This window comes from Flavivirga rizhaonensis (assembly GCF_004791695.1).
In the GTDB taxonomy this organism is placed as follows: Bacteria; Bacteroidota; Bacteroidia; order Flavobacteriales; family Flavobacteriaceae; genus Flavivirga; species Flavivirga rizhaonensis.
Map to the genome: position 1 here is coordinate 41,913 of NZ_SRSO01000024.1, position 15,768 is coordinate 57,680.

At 32.4% G+C, this 15,768-nt stretch carries 13 protein-coding genes; 6 read left to right on the forward strand and 7 right to left on the reverse strand.

Annotated features, from left to right (window positions below):
• The first annotated feature begins 27 nt into the window (after positions 1 to 27).
• On the forward strand, positions 28 to 1,785 hold the full coding sequence (locus EM932_RS15720; protein ID WP_135878156.1) for an aromatic amino acid hydroxylase: 1,758 nt from the start codon (positions 28 to 30) through the stop codon (positions 1,783 to 1,785).
• 7 nt (positions 1,786 to 1,792) lie between these two features.
• Here the strand turns inward: EM932_RS15720 and EM932_RS15725 are convergent, their stop codons facing one another.
• From EM932_RS15725 to alaS, 6 genes are all read right to left on the reverse strand, one after another.
• Positions 1,793 to 2,545, reverse strand: a complete 753-nt coding sequence (locus tag EM932_RS15725; RefSeq protein ID WP_135878157.1) for an enoyl-CoA hydratase/isomerase family protein — start codon at positions 2,543 to 2,545, stop codon at positions 1,793 to 1,795.
• A gap of 121 nt (positions 2,546 to 2,666) precedes the next feature.
• Entirely contained in the window at positions 2,667 to 3,605 is a 939-nt protein-coding gene (locus tag EM932_RS15730) for a pyridoxal-phosphate dependent enzyme (protein WP_135878158.1), read from the reverse strand.
• Between the two features lie 9 nt (positions 3,606 to 3,614).
• Positions 3,615 to 4,229, reverse strand: coding sequence for a DUF4230 domain-containing protein (locus EM932_RS15735; RefSeq protein WP_135878159.1), 615 nt, complete (start codon positions 4,227 to 4,229; stop codon positions 3,615 to 3,617).
• A 536-nt stretch (positions 4,230 to 4,765) separates the two neighbouring features.
• Positions 4,766 to 5,731: a GSCFA domain-containing protein gene (locus EM932_RS15740; RefSeq protein ID WP_135878160.1), complete on the reverse strand. Its 966-nt coding sequence runs from the start codon at positions 5,729 to 5,731 to the stop codon at positions 4,766 to 4,768.
• Positions 5,732 to 5,773: 42 nt separating this feature from the next.
• Positions 5,774 to 6,169 carry a GxxExxY protein gene (locus tag EM932_RS15745; RefSeq protein ID WP_135878161.1) on the reverse strand — a complete coding sequence of 132 codons (396 nt, stop codon included), beginning with the start codon at positions 6,167 to 6,169 and terminating at the stop codon, positions 5,774 to 5,776.
• A gap of 580 nt (positions 6,170 to 6,749) precedes the next feature.
• Positions 6,750 to 9,365 (reverse strand): alanine--tRNA ligase, encoded by a 2,616-nt coding sequence (gene alaS / locus EM932_RS15750; protein WP_135878162.1) that lies wholly within the window; start codon positions 9,363 to 9,365, stop codon positions 6,750 to 6,752.
• Between the two features lie 219 nt (positions 9,366 to 9,584).
• On the opposite strand from alaS, the gene EM932_RS15755 reads away from it, so the two are divergent.
• The 5 genes from EM932_RS15755 to EM932_RS15775 all read left to right on the forward strand — a co-directional run bounded on the left by EM932_RS15755 (position 9,585) and on the right by EM932_RS15775 (position 12,886).
• Positions 9,585 to 10,556 (forward strand): M23 family metallopeptidase, encoded by a 972-nt coding sequence (locus EM932_RS15755; protein WP_135878163.1) that lies wholly within the window; start codon positions 9,585 to 9,587, stop codon positions 10,554 to 10,556.
• Positions 10,556 to 10,885: a MerR family transcriptional regulator gene (locus EM932_RS15760; RefSeq protein WP_135878164.1), complete on the forward strand. Its 330-nt coding sequence runs from the start codon at positions 10,556 to 10,558 to the stop codon at positions 10,883 to 10,885. The genes EM932_RS15755 and EM932_RS15760 overlap by 1 nt, the downstream gene beginning before the upstream one ends.
• A 103-nt stretch (positions 10,886 to 10,988) precedes the next feature.
• Positions 10,989 to 11,585: a LemA family protein gene (locus tag EM932_RS15765; protein WP_135878165.1), complete on the forward strand. Its 597-nt coding sequence runs from the start codon at positions 10,989 to 10,991 to the stop codon at positions 11,583 to 11,585.
• Between the two features lie 6 nt (positions 11,586 to 11,591).
• Positions 11,592 to 12,029 carry a TPM domain-containing protein gene (locus EM932_RS15770; RefSeq protein WP_135878166.1) on the forward strand — a complete coding sequence of 146 codons (438 nt, stop codon included), beginning with the start codon at positions 11,592 to 11,594 and terminating at the stop codon, positions 12,027 to 12,029.
• An 8-nt stretch (positions 12,030 to 12,037) separates the two neighbouring features.
• A complete protein-coding gene (locus tag EM932_RS15775; protein WP_135878167.1) occupies positions 12,038 to 12,886 on the forward strand; it encodes a TPM domain-containing protein in 849 nt (282 codons plus the stop codon).
• Between the two features lie 72 nt (positions 12,887 to 12,958).
• On the opposite strand, the gene EM932_RS15780 is transcribed toward EM932_RS15775, so the two are convergent.
• Positions 12,959 to 15,538 (reverse strand): TlpA family protein disulfide reductase, encoded by a 2,580-nt coding sequence (locus tag EM932_RS15780; protein ID WP_135878168.1) that lies wholly within the window; start codon positions 15,536 to 15,538, stop codon positions 12,959 to 12,961.
• Positions 15,539 to 15,768: the final 230 nt, after the last annotated feature.

Consider the following 15,768-nt stretch of genomic DNA (forward strand, 5'->3'; position numbering starts at 1 on the left):
TCAGCAAAACCTTATTCTAATTCAATTATGTCTAACGCTATTGAAACTAACAACATCTTAAATCGTTTACCAAAACACTTAATGCAGTTTATAAAACCGCAAAATTATGACGATTATTCTGCTATAGATCAAGCTGTTTGGCGTTATGTCATGCGCAAAAATGTTAATTTTTTAAGCACTGTAGCACACAAATCCTATCTAGAAGGATTAAATCAAACAGGTATTTCCATTGATAGTATTCCGAATATGTATGGTATGAACAGGATTTTAAAAGACATTGGTTGGGCAGCAGTTGCTGTTGATGGCTTTATACCTCCAAACGCATTCATGGAATTTCAGGCATACAACGTATTGGTTATTGCTAGTGATATTAGACAGTTAGAACACATAGAATACACACCTGCTCCTGATATTATACACGAAGGTGCCGGACACGCTCCTATTATTGCCAATCCAGAATATGCGGAATACTTAAGACGCTTTGGAGAAATTGGCTGTAAAGCTATTTCATCAGCTAAAGACTATGAATTATACGAAGCTGTTAGGCATTTGTCTATTATAAAAGAGGCTCCAAATTCAAGTGAAAGTGATATTGCTACTGCAGAAAAAAAGGTAGAAACCTTACAACAAAATATGGGGGAGCCAAGTGAAATGGCACTTATTAGAAATTTACATTGGTGGACGGTTGAATATGGCTTAATTGGAACTCTAGAAAATCCAAAAATATATGGTGCTGGGCTATTATCTTCCATTGGTGAAAGTGCTTGGTGTATGACTGATGAAGTAGAAAAGCTGCCTTATGATATTAATGCCACCTATAAAGATTTTGATATAACCAAACCTCAACCTCAACTTTTTGTAACGCCAGACTTTGCCAATCTAAGTCTTATTTTAGAAGAATTCGCAAATACTATGTCATTACGTAAAGGGGGGCTTTCTGGGGTTAATAAATTAATAGAATCCAATGCTTTAGGTACTATTGAACTAAGTACTGGATTGCAAATTTCTGGAATATTCACCAATGTTATTGAAAGCAATGGACGTCCAATTTATATTCAAACTAATGGAGAAACAGCTCTAGCTTATCGAGAAAAAGAATTGGTTGGGCATGGCACCAATACCCACAAGAACGGCTTTGGATCTCCTATAGGTAAACTAAAAGGTATTAACTTAGCTATTGAAGACATGAGTCCGCGCGACTTAAGTGCTTATGATATTTATGAAGAACAAAACATCACTTTAGAGTTTGAAGGCGGAATAAAAGTATCTGGTGAAATTATTACTGGTAAGCGCAACCTTCAAGGAAAAATAATACTCATTAGCATAAAAAATTGTACCGTTACGCATAATGAAACAGTATTGTTTCAACCAGAATGGGGTATTTATGATATGGCCATAGGAAAAGAAATTGTTTCTGCATTCTCTGGAATTGCCGATTTAAATAGTTTTGATTTAATTACACATGTTCCTTCCACCAAAACAATTCAAATAAAAAAATCAGACCAACAAATACAATTAGAGGCACTATATCAACAAGTTAGAGATTACAGAGATAATAAAAATAAAACAATTTCCAGAACTAAGGTGCTGGAACAATTAATCGAAAAATATCCTAGCGATTGGTTATTACCTGTAGAACTCTACGAATTAGCAGCCATAGGTAACGAATCTAACCTTTGTGAAAGTATTTTAAATCATTTAGAAACCATAAAACAAAACAGACCAAAAGTTGGTCATTTAATTGATGATGGCTTAGAGATTGTTAGGCAAACAGTGAATGTTTAACTCAAGGTTACCGAAACCGTTTCAAGGTCTTTTTTGTAAATTTACTCAACACTAATTTACCACTTATTTTGGCACGTTCGATTAGTAAAGTATCCCAATGGTCGGTACCTTTCCAAAAAACGGTTTTCATTTCTGCTAAAGCTTCAGGATTATAGGACGCTAGTTTTGTAGCCAAGCTTTCGACAGCTTCGTCAAGTTCTTCTGCTGTTTCAAAAATATCTGCATACAACCCTTTTTCTTTTGCAAATTCTGCTGAGAAAAAAGTTTCAGCATCTATGGTCATTTGAGACATCGCGGGTAATCCTATTTTTCTAGTAACTACTGGTTCTATTACAAAAGGTCCAATACCAATACTTAACTCACTTAGCCTAATAGATGCATATTTTGTAGCCAAACAATAATCTGCTGCTGCTGCTAAACCAACACCCCCACCTACTGTTTTACCTTGAATACGACCAATAATTAATTTTGGGCATTTGCGAATAGCATTTATCACATTTGCAAACCCTGAGAAAAAAAGCGTCCCTGTTTCTGGATTTTCTATAGATATGACTTCATTAAAACTGGCTCCAGCACAAAAGGTTCTATTGCCTCCACTTTTTAACACAATAACATTTATGTCATTATTGCTTCCAGCTTCTGTAATAGTTTTAGCTAATAATGCTAAAACATCACTAGGCATAGAATTTCTATTAGGATGGAAAAACTCTATATATCCAACACGTTTATCTACTCTTAACTTTACGTATGATTCGTCCATATTTAATTGTTATTAAAACAAAAATACAATTCGCAATTTTCTTTTATTTTATAAAAATGTGAAAAAGTACTTATTAATGTTAATTTTTATTTCTCTTAAGAAAACCTCTAGCAATTTTCTATTATTTAAAAGGTAAATTGGATAAATCTACATTACCCCCAGATAATATAACTCCAATCTTCTTGTTCTTAATGCGTTTTTTATCTTTTAAAACAGCTGCAAAAGCAACTGCTGCCGAAGGTTCTATTATAATTTTCATACGCTCCCAAATTAGTTTCATTGCCTTAATAATGTCATCTTCTTCAACTCGTATTATGTCTTCAACATGTTCTTTTATAATTGGAAAATTTCTATCTCCCAAATGAGACCGTAACCCATCGGCTATGGTATTAGATGTTTTATTTTTTTCAATATTTCCAGAAATTAATGATCTGTAAGCATCATCGGCTTCCTTAGGCTCTCCGGCTATAACTTTACATCCATTCGAAAAATGATTTGCCGCTAAAATAGTCCCTGCCAATAAACCACCACCGCCAACAGATGTGAAAATATACCCTAAATCATTATAATCTTCCAATAATTCTATAGCCGCCGTTCCCTGACCATGAATAACGTCATCATTATTAGAAGGATGAATAAAGGCTGCGCCTTTTTCTTTTTGAATTCTTGCTGCTTCTGTTTCCCTGGCATTTATATTAGAATCGCATTCAATAATAATACCACTATAAGCTTTAACTGCATCCTTTTTAACTTGTGGCGAATTCTCCGGCATAACAATGTATGCTTTTACATCTAGGTCTTTACATGCCAATGATAATGCCTGTGCAAAATTTCCTGAAGAATGTGTAACAACGCCTCTGCTTTTTTGTTCATCGGTTAGATTTAAAATAGCATTTACAGCGCCTCGCATTTTAAATGCCCCCATTTTCTGGAAGTTTTCACATTTAAAAAAAATATCAGCTTCACATAATGTATTCAACAATTGTGATGTTAGAACAGGGCTTCTGTGTATATAAGGCTTTATAAGATTATGAATCTTTTGTAAAGTAGGCTTATCCATTACTTATAACTATAATTTTAATCCCTGTAAAGCATCTATTGTAGACACAGGGTTTTCGTTGTATTTTAAAGTCCACCCTAAAGAATTTGTTAGAATATAGAATTTTGAGAGTTCACTTATTAATCTATTTTTAGCATTAGCCTTTAAATCGGAAGCTTCTAACTTTTTATTTAATGACGCTTTAACAATCTTCTTTATATCGTTATAATCTTTAGCTTCAAAAGGGTTAAAAAAGTCCGACTGTATATCATAATACTCTAAATCTGGATTAATTTTTATATCTTCTTTTGGGATACTTAAAATAGTTAGTGTTTTACTGGCTTCATCTACTTCAAATTCAATTTTACTTAAATCATAAGCTATGGTAATCTCTGCATTAACAACAATCAGGGCTTTTTTTTCTGAAGTAAAATAATCTCCAAATACATCTTTAGAGTTCTTATAATTAAACACTTCACTAAAATGGCCTTCTGTTACCACTAACTTTCCAACATTATTAATTTGCTGTTGTATGAGAGCTGAATTTTCTTGAAGCACCGTTCTCTCTTCTACCTTATCTCCACAGTATTTAAAAGAAAACAGAACAACTAAAGTAATGATGACACCGAATAGAATTTTACGCATGCACTAATTTAAAAATAATTCTATAGTATTCTTTACACTTTATCTATAATACCAAATAAACTTCAAAATAACCGATTAAATTCGTTTCTATTTCCTTTAGATGAAATATAATTCAAATTATAACCAATCATTTTGAAATTCTCGTATGGTATAAAACAAAAAAACATCAGTTTCCTTCGACATAAGAAGTCTAACCAATGCATTTTATGTAATATAAACTAACGGGTCAAAAATAATAAACTTGTGTAGAAGCAGTATTAAAAGAAAGTTAAACTAACATTAAAAAAAACACCAACCGCAAATCATTTTACTGATTACAATTGATGTTTTTTATATGAACTGATTAATAGCGTTTTAAATCTACAATTATTAGATTTAGAATTCATAATTTTTCGATAAACCGTTATTAAAAAAGATTAACCGTATAATACTATTTACTCGTCTTATTGAAAAAATCTCGACTCTATATTTTGCTTTTATAATTAAGAATGCAAATTATTTTTTCTTTAAAACCTGTTTTATATTAAGATATATTTTTAAAATAGTATGTGTGGGAATTGAGTTTTAAGTTGCGTTTTCTTAGCTTCTATATTTTGAAGAAAATTTTTATGTGCTTCAGAGTTTGGATTAAATGGTTTGTGCTGTAATCCTTTTTGAATAACATGAATTTTTTCCATGGTGTTATTTGCTTTTGAAGACATCCAAACCTCTTGAAAACGATTCCAAATATAATTAATAGCTGTTGTATTGGGATGAATCATGTCTTCTTTATAAAAGCGATAATCTCGAAGTTCGTCCATCATAATTTCATAGGAAGGAAAATAAAATGATTGATGATTAACGGTTGATGGTTTTTGATTTAAGAACTGATGTATGCCACTTATTAAATGTGCTTTGCTTTGGGTATTTTCAATAAAGCCGTCTTTTATATGACGTACAGGAGATACTGTAAAAATAATTTCTACTTTTGAATTTACACCCCTAATCAAACTCACTATGGTTTCTATTAACGTAGAAACTTCATCAACTGTAAGTAATTCTTTTGTAAACTCTTTTTGAGGAACTTTATGGCAATTTGCGACAATCTCTTTAGTATGTGTAGAACGATATATCCAAGCAGTTCCTAAAGTGATAACTACATGAGTTGATTCTTGAATTTGTTTATTTGCTGATTTGATGTTTTCATTTAAATCATGTAACACAGCTTCTTTGGAGGTATTACTAAATTTTGAATGTGCATCAAAACAATGCCATTGTTCATTATGAAAAAAAACATCTTTTTCTGAATATGTCTTTTTATTTATCACATCAGATATTAAATTTTCAATGGCTTTGGGATGAAATAAAATGCCAAAAGGGTTTTGAGTATTTTTAAATTTAAAATAATCTAACTTCTCTCCTATATTCTCTACAAAGCATGAACCTATTAATAGCATATTAGAACTATAGTCTATTAGGTTTTTAGACTGTTTTTCTAATGGTATTTTGGTTTGTAGTTTCATTGTATATTATCGTAAAGGCACAAAGACGCAAAGTTTGCCCTATTATAAACCATTAACTATTCTGGTTATTCCTGTCTTTATTAAAGGGCTATTAAAATTAATTAGTAATCCAAGTTTTAAGCCTGATAATTTTAGATATGTTAATAATTGCTTCGGGTGAACTGGATGAATTTCCTGTACCGATTTTATCTCAATAATTACTTTATTTTCAACAATTAAATCGGTTCTAAATCCTAAATCCAGTTTTTTATTTTTCCAAATAACCGGTAATTGCTTTTGACGCTCCACTTTAAAACCTTTTTCAGTTAATTCAGAAAACAAAACTTCTTCATAAACAGACTCCAGTAAACCTGGACCTAAATTAACATGGATATGATAACAGCAATCAACTATTTTTGTTGCTAAATAATTCTCAAAAAGCTGTTCTTTTTTCTCCATAAAACTATGCGTCTTTGCAAGGTTAGTTCAAATAATCTTTAGCCTTTATTAATGACTATGTGATGTCTCAATCGTGCCTCATTTCGACATGACAATGAGATTCTATTTGTATTCCGAGCCATTTCGACGAAAGGAGAAATCACATAATCAAGTACAACCCAATTACTATAAAAACCCCTAAACTTCGCGTCTTCGCGCCTTTGCGAGATTAGCTCAAATAATCCTTAGCCTTTATTAATGACTATGTGATGTCTCAATCGTGCCTCATTTCGACATGACAACGAGATTCTATTTGTATTCCGAGCCATTTCGACAAAAGGAGAAATCACATAATCAAGTACAATCCAATTACTATAAAAACCCCTAAACTTTGCGTCTTCGCGCCTTTGCGAGATTAGCTCAAATAATCCTTAGCCTTTATTAATGACTATGTGATGTCTCAATCGTGCCTTATTTCGACATGACAACGAGATTCTATTTGTATTCCGAGCCATTTCGACGAAAGGAGAAATCACATAATCAAGTACAACCCAATTACTATAAAAACCCCTAAACTTCGCGTCTTCGCGCCTTTGCAAGATTAACTCACATACTTTTTAGCTTCTTTTAAAGCCTCATCAATCCCATCTGGATTCTTACCGCCTGCTGTTGCGAAAAATGGTTGTCCACCACCACCGCCTTGAATATATTTCCCAAGTTCTCTAACGACTTGCCCCGCATTTAATGCTCTACTTGCTACCAATTCTTTTGAAATATAACAAGATAATAAGGCCTTTCCATTTTGCTCAGTTCCAAATAACAGGAATAAATTATCAAACTGACTTCCTAATTCAAAAGCAACATCTTTTATTCCACCTGCATCTAAATCTATTTTCTTTGCTAAAAACTGAATACCATTAATCTCTTGTAATTCACTTTTTAATGCTCCTTTTATACTTTTAGCCTTATCTTTTAAGAGCGATTCTATTTGCTTTTTAAGATTCGTATTTTCTTCTTGTAAGTTTTGTAACGCTTTTACAGGCTCTTTTGCATTATTAAGCAAATCTTTCATTTCAAAATAAGCCCGATTATTTTCAAAATAGAAATCTTTAACAGCATCATTGGTGATTGCTTCAATACGGCGGATTCCTGCTGCTACTGCCCCTTCAGATATTATTTTAAAATGCCAAATATCTGCTGTATTTTTTACGTGTGTTCCGCCACAAAGCTCAATAGATTGACCAAAGCGAATAGCCCGAACTGTATCTCCATACTTCTCACCAAATAAACTTATAGCGCCATCTGCAATCGCCTCTTCTTTAGGGATATTTCGTTTTTCTATTAAAGGTAGTTTTCCCGATATTCTAGCGTTCACAAAGTTTTCAACATCACGCAATTCTTCAATAGTTAGTTTTGAAAAATGAGAAAAATCAAAACGTAAATACTTTGAGTGTACTGCACTTCCTTTTTGTTCCACATGTATCCCTAAAACTTCTCTTAAGGCTTGATGCAATAAATGTGTCGCAGTATGGTTACATTCTGTTCTGTAACGTTGCTTTGAGTCTACAACTGCCTTAAACGTTTCTTCGATATGCTTTGGTAAATTTTTAGCAAAATGAATAATGACATTGTTTTCTTTCTTAGTATCTAAAATATAGATAACATCACCATGCGCATCTTCTAGATACCCTTTATCTCCAACTTGCCCGCCTCCTTCTGGGTAGAATGGAGTGATATTAAATACCAATTGATACATTTCCCCGTCTTTTTTAGAAACCACTTTTCTATATCGGGTTAATTTAACATGGGCTTCTAGTGTATCATACCCCACAAACTCTTCCTCTTCATCATCAAATAAAACGGTCCAATCATCCGTTGACATTTCACTAGCGGCACGTGAGCGATTCTTTTGCTTTTGAAGTTCAGCATCAAACCCTTTTTCATCAAGTTTTAATTTTTTTTCACCTAAAATAAGCGCTGTTAAATCTATTGGAAAGCCATAAGTATCATATAACTCGAAAGCTTTTTCTCCTGATATCGTATCCCCTTTCGTTTCTTCAACAATTCTGTTTAGTAATACCAATCCCTGATCTAGGGTTCTTAAAAATGATTGTTCCTCTTCTTTAATAACATTTTCAATAAGTTGTTTTTGAGCCTTCAATTCAGGAAAAGCCTCACCCATTTTCTTACTCAAAATATCAACTAGCCTGTAAATGAATGCTTCTTTTTTCCCAAGGAATGTAAATCCATAGCGCACTGCTCGTCGCAAAATTCTACGAATAACATAACCTGCTCCGTTATTACTAGGTAGTTGTCCGTCTGCTATAGAAAATGCCACAGCTCTAACATGGTCTGCTATAACACGAATAGCTACATCTACTTCTTCCAGCTTACCATACTTCTTTTTAGTAATCGTTTCTATTTCTCTAATTAAAGGTGTAAATACATCTGTATCATAATTAGATTGCACGCCTTGTAATACCATACACAAACGCTCAAAACCCATGCCCGTATCTATATGCTTATCGGGCAGATTCTCTAAACTACCATTTGCTTTTCTGTTATATTGCATGAAAACCAAATTCCAAATTTCTACAACTTGTGGATGGTCTTTATTTATTAAATCTTTTCCTGAAACTTTTGCTTTTTCTTCAGCAGAACGAATATCAACATGTATTTCACTACAAGGCCCGCAAGGTCCTTGTTCTCCCATTTCCCAGAAATTATCCTTTTTATTTCCTTTTAAGATACGGTCTTCTGTAATGTATTGTTTCCAGAAATCATAAGCCTCTGTGTCCATTGGAAGATTATCTGCATCATCACTTCCTTCAAAAACAGTCACATATAGTATCTCTTCATCAATACCATAAACTTCTGTTAATAGCTCCCAAGCCCAAGCTATAGCTTCTTTTTTAAAGTAGTCTCCAAAACTCCAGTTACCAAGCATTTCAAAAAGTGTATGGTGGTAGGTATCATAACCAACTTCTTCTAAATCGTTATGTTTTCCTGAAACACGTAAACATTTTTGAGAATCAGAAATACGGTTATTCTTTGGTTGTGCATTTCCTAAAAAATACTCTTTAAAAGGTGCCATTCCTGAATTTACAAACATTAAGGTTGGATCATCCTTTAAAACCATAGGTGCAGATGGTACTATACTATGTTTCTTCTCTTCAAAAAAATTTAAAAACTTTGACCGTATATCTTGTGACTTCATGTATTCTTAATTAAAAATCTTGTTTCTATTAAGTTACTTTTAATAAAAAACAATTTTTATATTTACTTTCTATTTATTTAAATTTAAGATATCGTAAACATACAATGGAAATAATCGTAAATGATTATGATAATTTTTTTGTAGGTTTGCTCGTTTGCATATTAAATGCAGTAATTACTATGACCTCAATTTAGTTGCAAAAATAGTATAATTTAAGAAATGAGTAAGGTAAAATATTATTACGATTCAGAATCGCTTTCTTACCGAAAAATAGAGCGAAAAAAAAGAACCACTTTTAAGTATGCTTCCTTTTTCTTATTAGGCTGTGCTTTCTTTGCTTTTATCTTTGTTTTTATAGCAAGCCAATATCTTGAATCCCCTAAAGAAAAAGCTATGAAAAGGGAGCTACATAATATGCAGCTGCAATTTGAATTGATTAATAAAAAAATGTCTGAAGCTGAAACTGTTTTAGCAAATATAGAAGATAGAGATAATAATATTTATCGGGTGTACTTTGAAGCCAATCCCATACCTGAAGCACAACGTAAAGCAGGGTTTGGGGGAATTAACAGATATAAAAACCTAGAAGGTTTCGACAATTCTAAATTAATTATAGAAAGTAACAAACGCATAGATATATTACAAAAACAAATTGTAGTGCAATCTAAATCCCTTGATGAAATTGCTGTTCTAGCAGAAGAAAAAGAAAAGATTTTGGTAGCGATACCTGCAATACAACCTGTTAGTAATGAGGACTTAACAAGAATGGCTTCTGGCTACGGTATGCGATCCGACCCTTTTACTAAAGCTAGAAAAATGCACTGGGGTATGGATTTTACTGCACCAAGAGGCACGCCTGTTTATGCTAGCGGTGATGGAAAAGTTGTTCGTGCAGATTCAGGGTCAAGTGGTTACGGAAAACATATACGAATCGATCACGGTTTCGGATATATTAGTTTGTACGCCCATTTGTATAAATATAATGTGAGAAAAAATCAAAAAGTTAAACGTGGTGACATTATTGGTTTTGTAGGTAGTACAGGACGTTCTGAAGCACCTCACTTACACTATGAGATTTTTAAAGATGGTGAGCGTATTAACCCCATAAACTTCTACTACGGTAGTTTGACAGCCGAAGAATTTAACAAGCTATTAGAGCATGCCTCTTTAGAAAATCAATCTCTGGATTAATGTATATAGATTTACCTGAAAAAAGATATTATGGTATTGGTGAAGTCGCCAAAGCATTCAATGTTAATGCATCTTTAATACGTTTTTGGGAAAAAGAATTTGATGCTCTTAAGCCTAAAAAGAATGCTAAAGGCAATCGTAAATTCACTCCTGAAGACATAAAAAATCTTAAACTTATTTATCACTTGGTTAAAGAGCGTGGATTTACTCTTGAAGGTGCTAAAATTCACTTAAAAGAAAGCAAAAAAGACACACTTACTAATTTTGAAATTATAAGCAAACTTGAAGATGTTAAAAATCAACTTATTAAAATAAAACAACACCTTTAAGAATTGACAGCTAGAATTAAAAAATGTATTTAATCATGTAACATTTTTAAAAATTAAGTGTCTCATAAGTAACCATTAACAAATTATATTAAATTAATTTATTATGAAGAAATTTTTACCATGGATCATTATAGGAATTCTTGTAATTGGTCTATATTCTTGGGGAAAAGGATTTAACAATACTGCTGTAAACCTTAATGAAAATGTAAAAGAGGCGTGGGGAAATGTTCAGACATCTTATCAGCGTAGAAATGACCTTATCGGCAATTTAGTAAATACTGTGAAAGGTGCTGCAGATTTTGAAAAAAGCACATTAACTGCTGTTATTGAAGCACGTGCTAAGGCGACTTCTATAAATATAGACCCTTCTAATGTCACACCGGAACAACTAGCAAAATACAACCAAGTTCAAGGAGGTTTAAGTGGTGCTTTAAAAAGTTTGTTGGTAACTGTAGAACGTTACCCCGAATTAAAAGCGAATCAAAATTTCTTAAAATTGCAGGATGAGTTAACCAGTACGGAAAATACCATTCAAACTGCAAGAACACGATACAACGAAAAAATAAAGCCTTATAATGTGCATGTAAACAGCTTCCCAAATTCAATACTTGCCGGTATATTAAATTTTGATGAAAAACCATATTTCGATGCCGAAGTAGGGGCTGATAAACCTGTTAACGTAGAATTTGATTTTAATTAAAAGTACATGTCCAAGATAGAAGATTTCCTTACTAAAAAAGAAGAACAGGAAATCGTAGAAGCCATTAGAATGGCCGAACAAAATACTTCCGGAGAAATCAGGGTTCATATTGAAAAAACATCAAATGGAGATATTTTTAATCGTGCTATGGAAGTATTTCATTATCTAAAAATGGATAATACTAAAGAGCAAAACGGTGTTTTAATTTATGTTGCTGTTGAAGATAAGACCTTTGTTATATATGGAGACAAAGGTATTAATGATGTTGTTCCTGATAATTTTTGGGATAGCACAAAAAACCTTATGCAATCACATTTTAAAAATGGCAGTTTTGAAAAAGGGATCTCCGAAGGTATTTTAAAAGCAGGTGAACAGTTAGAAACTTATTTTCCTTGGAAGCACGGAGATGTTGATGAATTATCTAATGAAATTTCTAAAGGGTAGGTTTAAGCATGCAATTTTCAATCTTCAATCTTCGGTCAATAACAAAAAAGAAAGCTTATATTCTCTCTATAATAATCACACTTATATCGTTTAGCTTTTCTTTTGCTCAATACAATATTCCAGACATTCCTAAAGAGCAAACAAGTGTTTATGACTATATTAATTTACTCACGCCTTCTCAAAATAAAAGTCTAGAACAAAAACTCATAAAATATTCAGATACGACCTCAACACAAATTGTTATCGCAATTATAGCTTCAACCCATGGAGAAAATATTGGGCTATTAGCTCCAAGATGGGGCCATAAATGGGGCGTTGGACAAGCTAAAGAAGATAATGGTGTATTTGTTTTATTAGCTAAAGATGATCGAAAAATCTGGATTTCTCCAGGCTATGGTGTTGAACATAAGCTAACAGCAGGGATTACAGGAGAAATTATAAGAAATGTTATCATTCCAGAATTTAAACGTGGCGATTATCATAGCGGATTAAACAAAGGAGCTGATGCTATCTTTCAAGTTTTAAACGGAGAATATAAAGGGACTCGCAAAAAATCATCAGATAATGGATTCCCTATTGGATTTATTTTCATTCTTATATTTATTTTTATCATCATACTTATTTCTATTTCCAAAAATAGACGTGGCGGTGGTGGTGGAAATAGAGGCAATAGATCTAGAGGCAGTGATATTCTAGAGGCTATCATACTTAGTAATATGGGGCGTGGTAATTATAATCGGGGTTCATCTAGCGGTTGGGGCGGAAGCTCAGGAGGTGGAAGTTTCGGTGGCGGTGGTTTTGGTGGAGGCTTCGGCGGCGGCGGTTTCTCTGGTGGAGGCGCAGGGGGTAGTTGGTAAGTTTACTCTGTGCCAATAAAAAAGTCTCAACCTATAAATGATTGAGACTTCTTTGTTCAATAACCGTCTAAGTTATTTCTGTATTTCAGCTTTAAAAATTGTTTTGAGTTTAGCATTCGGGTTATGCCCCATTTTAGGGTTTACAACTTTACCTTGCTTATTTACCAATACATAATGGGGGATTCCTGAAATATTAAATTTCTCAGTTAAGTAATTCCATTCATCTGCTGATACTCTGTAATGCTCTCCTTTAATATTTGCAATAGCATTTTTCCATGTACCTTCTGGAGATGTTTGGTTTGTGATATATAAAAAAACGACATCATCATTTTTCATAGTTTCTTTAAGTGGTGCAATTCTTTTTATACCAGATTTACAAGGTGCGCACCATGTTGCCCAAAAATCTACATACACAACTTTCCCTTTAAACTTTTTAAGCATTGTATCAAACAGCTCATCTCCTTCTGTTTTATTGACTTGATTAACATTATACCCTCCTTTTGTTTTGTTTTTTTCAATATTGATTTTTGTTTGCTCATTAGTCACAGCTAGATAGTTTGCCAAAAAGGGATTTTTTATTTCGCTTTGAACCTGTGTTAACTCATCATCTGTATACACATTATAATCTTCCAATCTTTTGCTTGCTCTTTGAAACCTTATTACATCATATAGGAACGCATCAGATTTACCAAAAAAAGCTTTAATATTATTATCCCTATCAGAATAGTATTTATCGCTACTCATATCTGAATAGCTCTTTCCATACTTATTATAAAACTGTACTTTCACTTTTCCATACGTTTCATTAAAAACACGTTCTTTTTCATATTCCTCTTTAGTTTTCATGATTTTAACGGCTTCTATCATTTTCATTTCTTCATCAGATAGTATTTCTCCTTTTTCTTTTAAGTACTCAGCCATATTTAAAAGAAAATGACTATGCTTAGGCTTTAAATCATTTTCTTTTAAATAGTCACCATAAGCCTTAGTATTATCTTGGTTCTTTTTATAAAACGCTTGTTCAACTTTGCCATAAGCTTTTCTAAAAAGCTGTTCTTTCTTAATTATTTCAGGTGTTTCTATTTGTTTACTCATTTCTACCATCTCTAATTCTTCTACTGTAAGCTCTTTATTATTTTTTTGTAACCAATCTGCAAATTCTACTAAAGTTGCCCTGGAAGATTGGTTTACTTTAAAAAGGTCAGCATATATTAATCTGTTTACGAAAAAATAATAGCCGTTGGATAGTAGTGCTAATCTATTGTTTATAATATCTTTTGGGATAAAATCATAATAGTCTTCATGAACCTTAAAATCTTTAAAAGGTTTTTTATTTTCGACTGATTTCGCCTTTTCATTTTGACTCTTTAAGCTTCTTCTAAACATTCCATAACCTAAAGCATTTTGGTAGGCTGTTAATTCTATTTGTATGTTCTTAATTTGAAATGCTTTCGCACTTACAAAATGACTACTAGCATATTCTTTTAGAGCTTTTAACTCTTTATCTCTTACATCCAAACATACTTTTTTATAATCTTTGGGGGAAGTGAGACCTATGTTTTTCCTTGTTTTTTGGTGATTAAAATACCTTATAAACTCCAAAGCTTGTAAATCTGAATTTACTTGAGCACAATCTCCCATGAAAAATGATTCTTTTCCATCTATACAATGAAACGTTTCCTTACTTGGTTCTACAAAAACTGAATAAGCGCCATTTGGCATACGTACAAATGTAGACTGCGGATGAGTAATTGGAAACTTTACAGAAAAGCTACCATCATCAGCAATTTTAATTAAATAGGTGTCTTGATGCCCAGAAAAGGCATTATTAACATGCATAGTCCCTGTTTTTTGCTCTGCCCTAGTTGTAAAACCTTTTATAAATCCAGAATATGTTGTTGAATCTAAATTAAATATAGGTTCTGTATATTCAACATTATTAACTAATTTGTAATTAGGATTATTTACTTTCTTTAAACTATAACTTTGTAATTTTTTTCGATTCTCACCAAATTCTACTTTATCATTTTTAAGAAGTTTGGCATACACTGTTTTTATAGTACTTCCATTTTCTAAAACTATTGTGTACTTTTTCCCTTTCGCTTCTATAGACTTATAATTCCAAATATGCTTGTCTATAACGGCTCTTTTCGAATAAAAACCGTAATGCCATTGATTGCTTCCGTCTGTTAACATCCAATTTCCTCTAAGTACTTTTGGTAACCTTAAAACATCTTCGTCTTCATTAATTACTATATCATAAACTTTCCAATCTCCACCTTCATTAGCTTCGCCAAAATCAATTGTTTTAATGTTCTTATCTAATTTTGGAAAATACAGACTGTAAATGTTTTCACCAGATTCTGGAACTGCATTCCATTTTCCTAGTTTCGTTCCCCTAGCTTTGGTTATAAATAACTTATCTCCTCCCTTTAAATCTTGTATGTAAGATTGCTTAGGAATAAAGAAACGGCCACCAGGGTGCATTTTAAGATGAAAATGCAATACTGTTGTTGTATCTAACAATTCTACTTTTGTGATGGTTCCAGGAAGAGAATTAAATCCGTATTCCGGATTTTCAATTACTTTTTGTGCAAATGTGTTAATGCATACGAATCCTAATAGGAAAGTGATGACGATGCTTTTTTTCATGGTTATTGTCAATGGATTGATTTGATTATTAATAGCTCTTGTTATAACGAATGTAAAACATAAATCATATAAAGATTCTTAATTAAATTGTAAAACATTTAAGTTTTATGATAAAACCCCAACAGCTGTTTCTATGACCTTTAAAAATATCTGGTTTGGTATAAAGCCGAAATAATATGATTGACAAATCTGTAAAAGGTTGATTTATTTATAACTCTTGATTTGTAAAA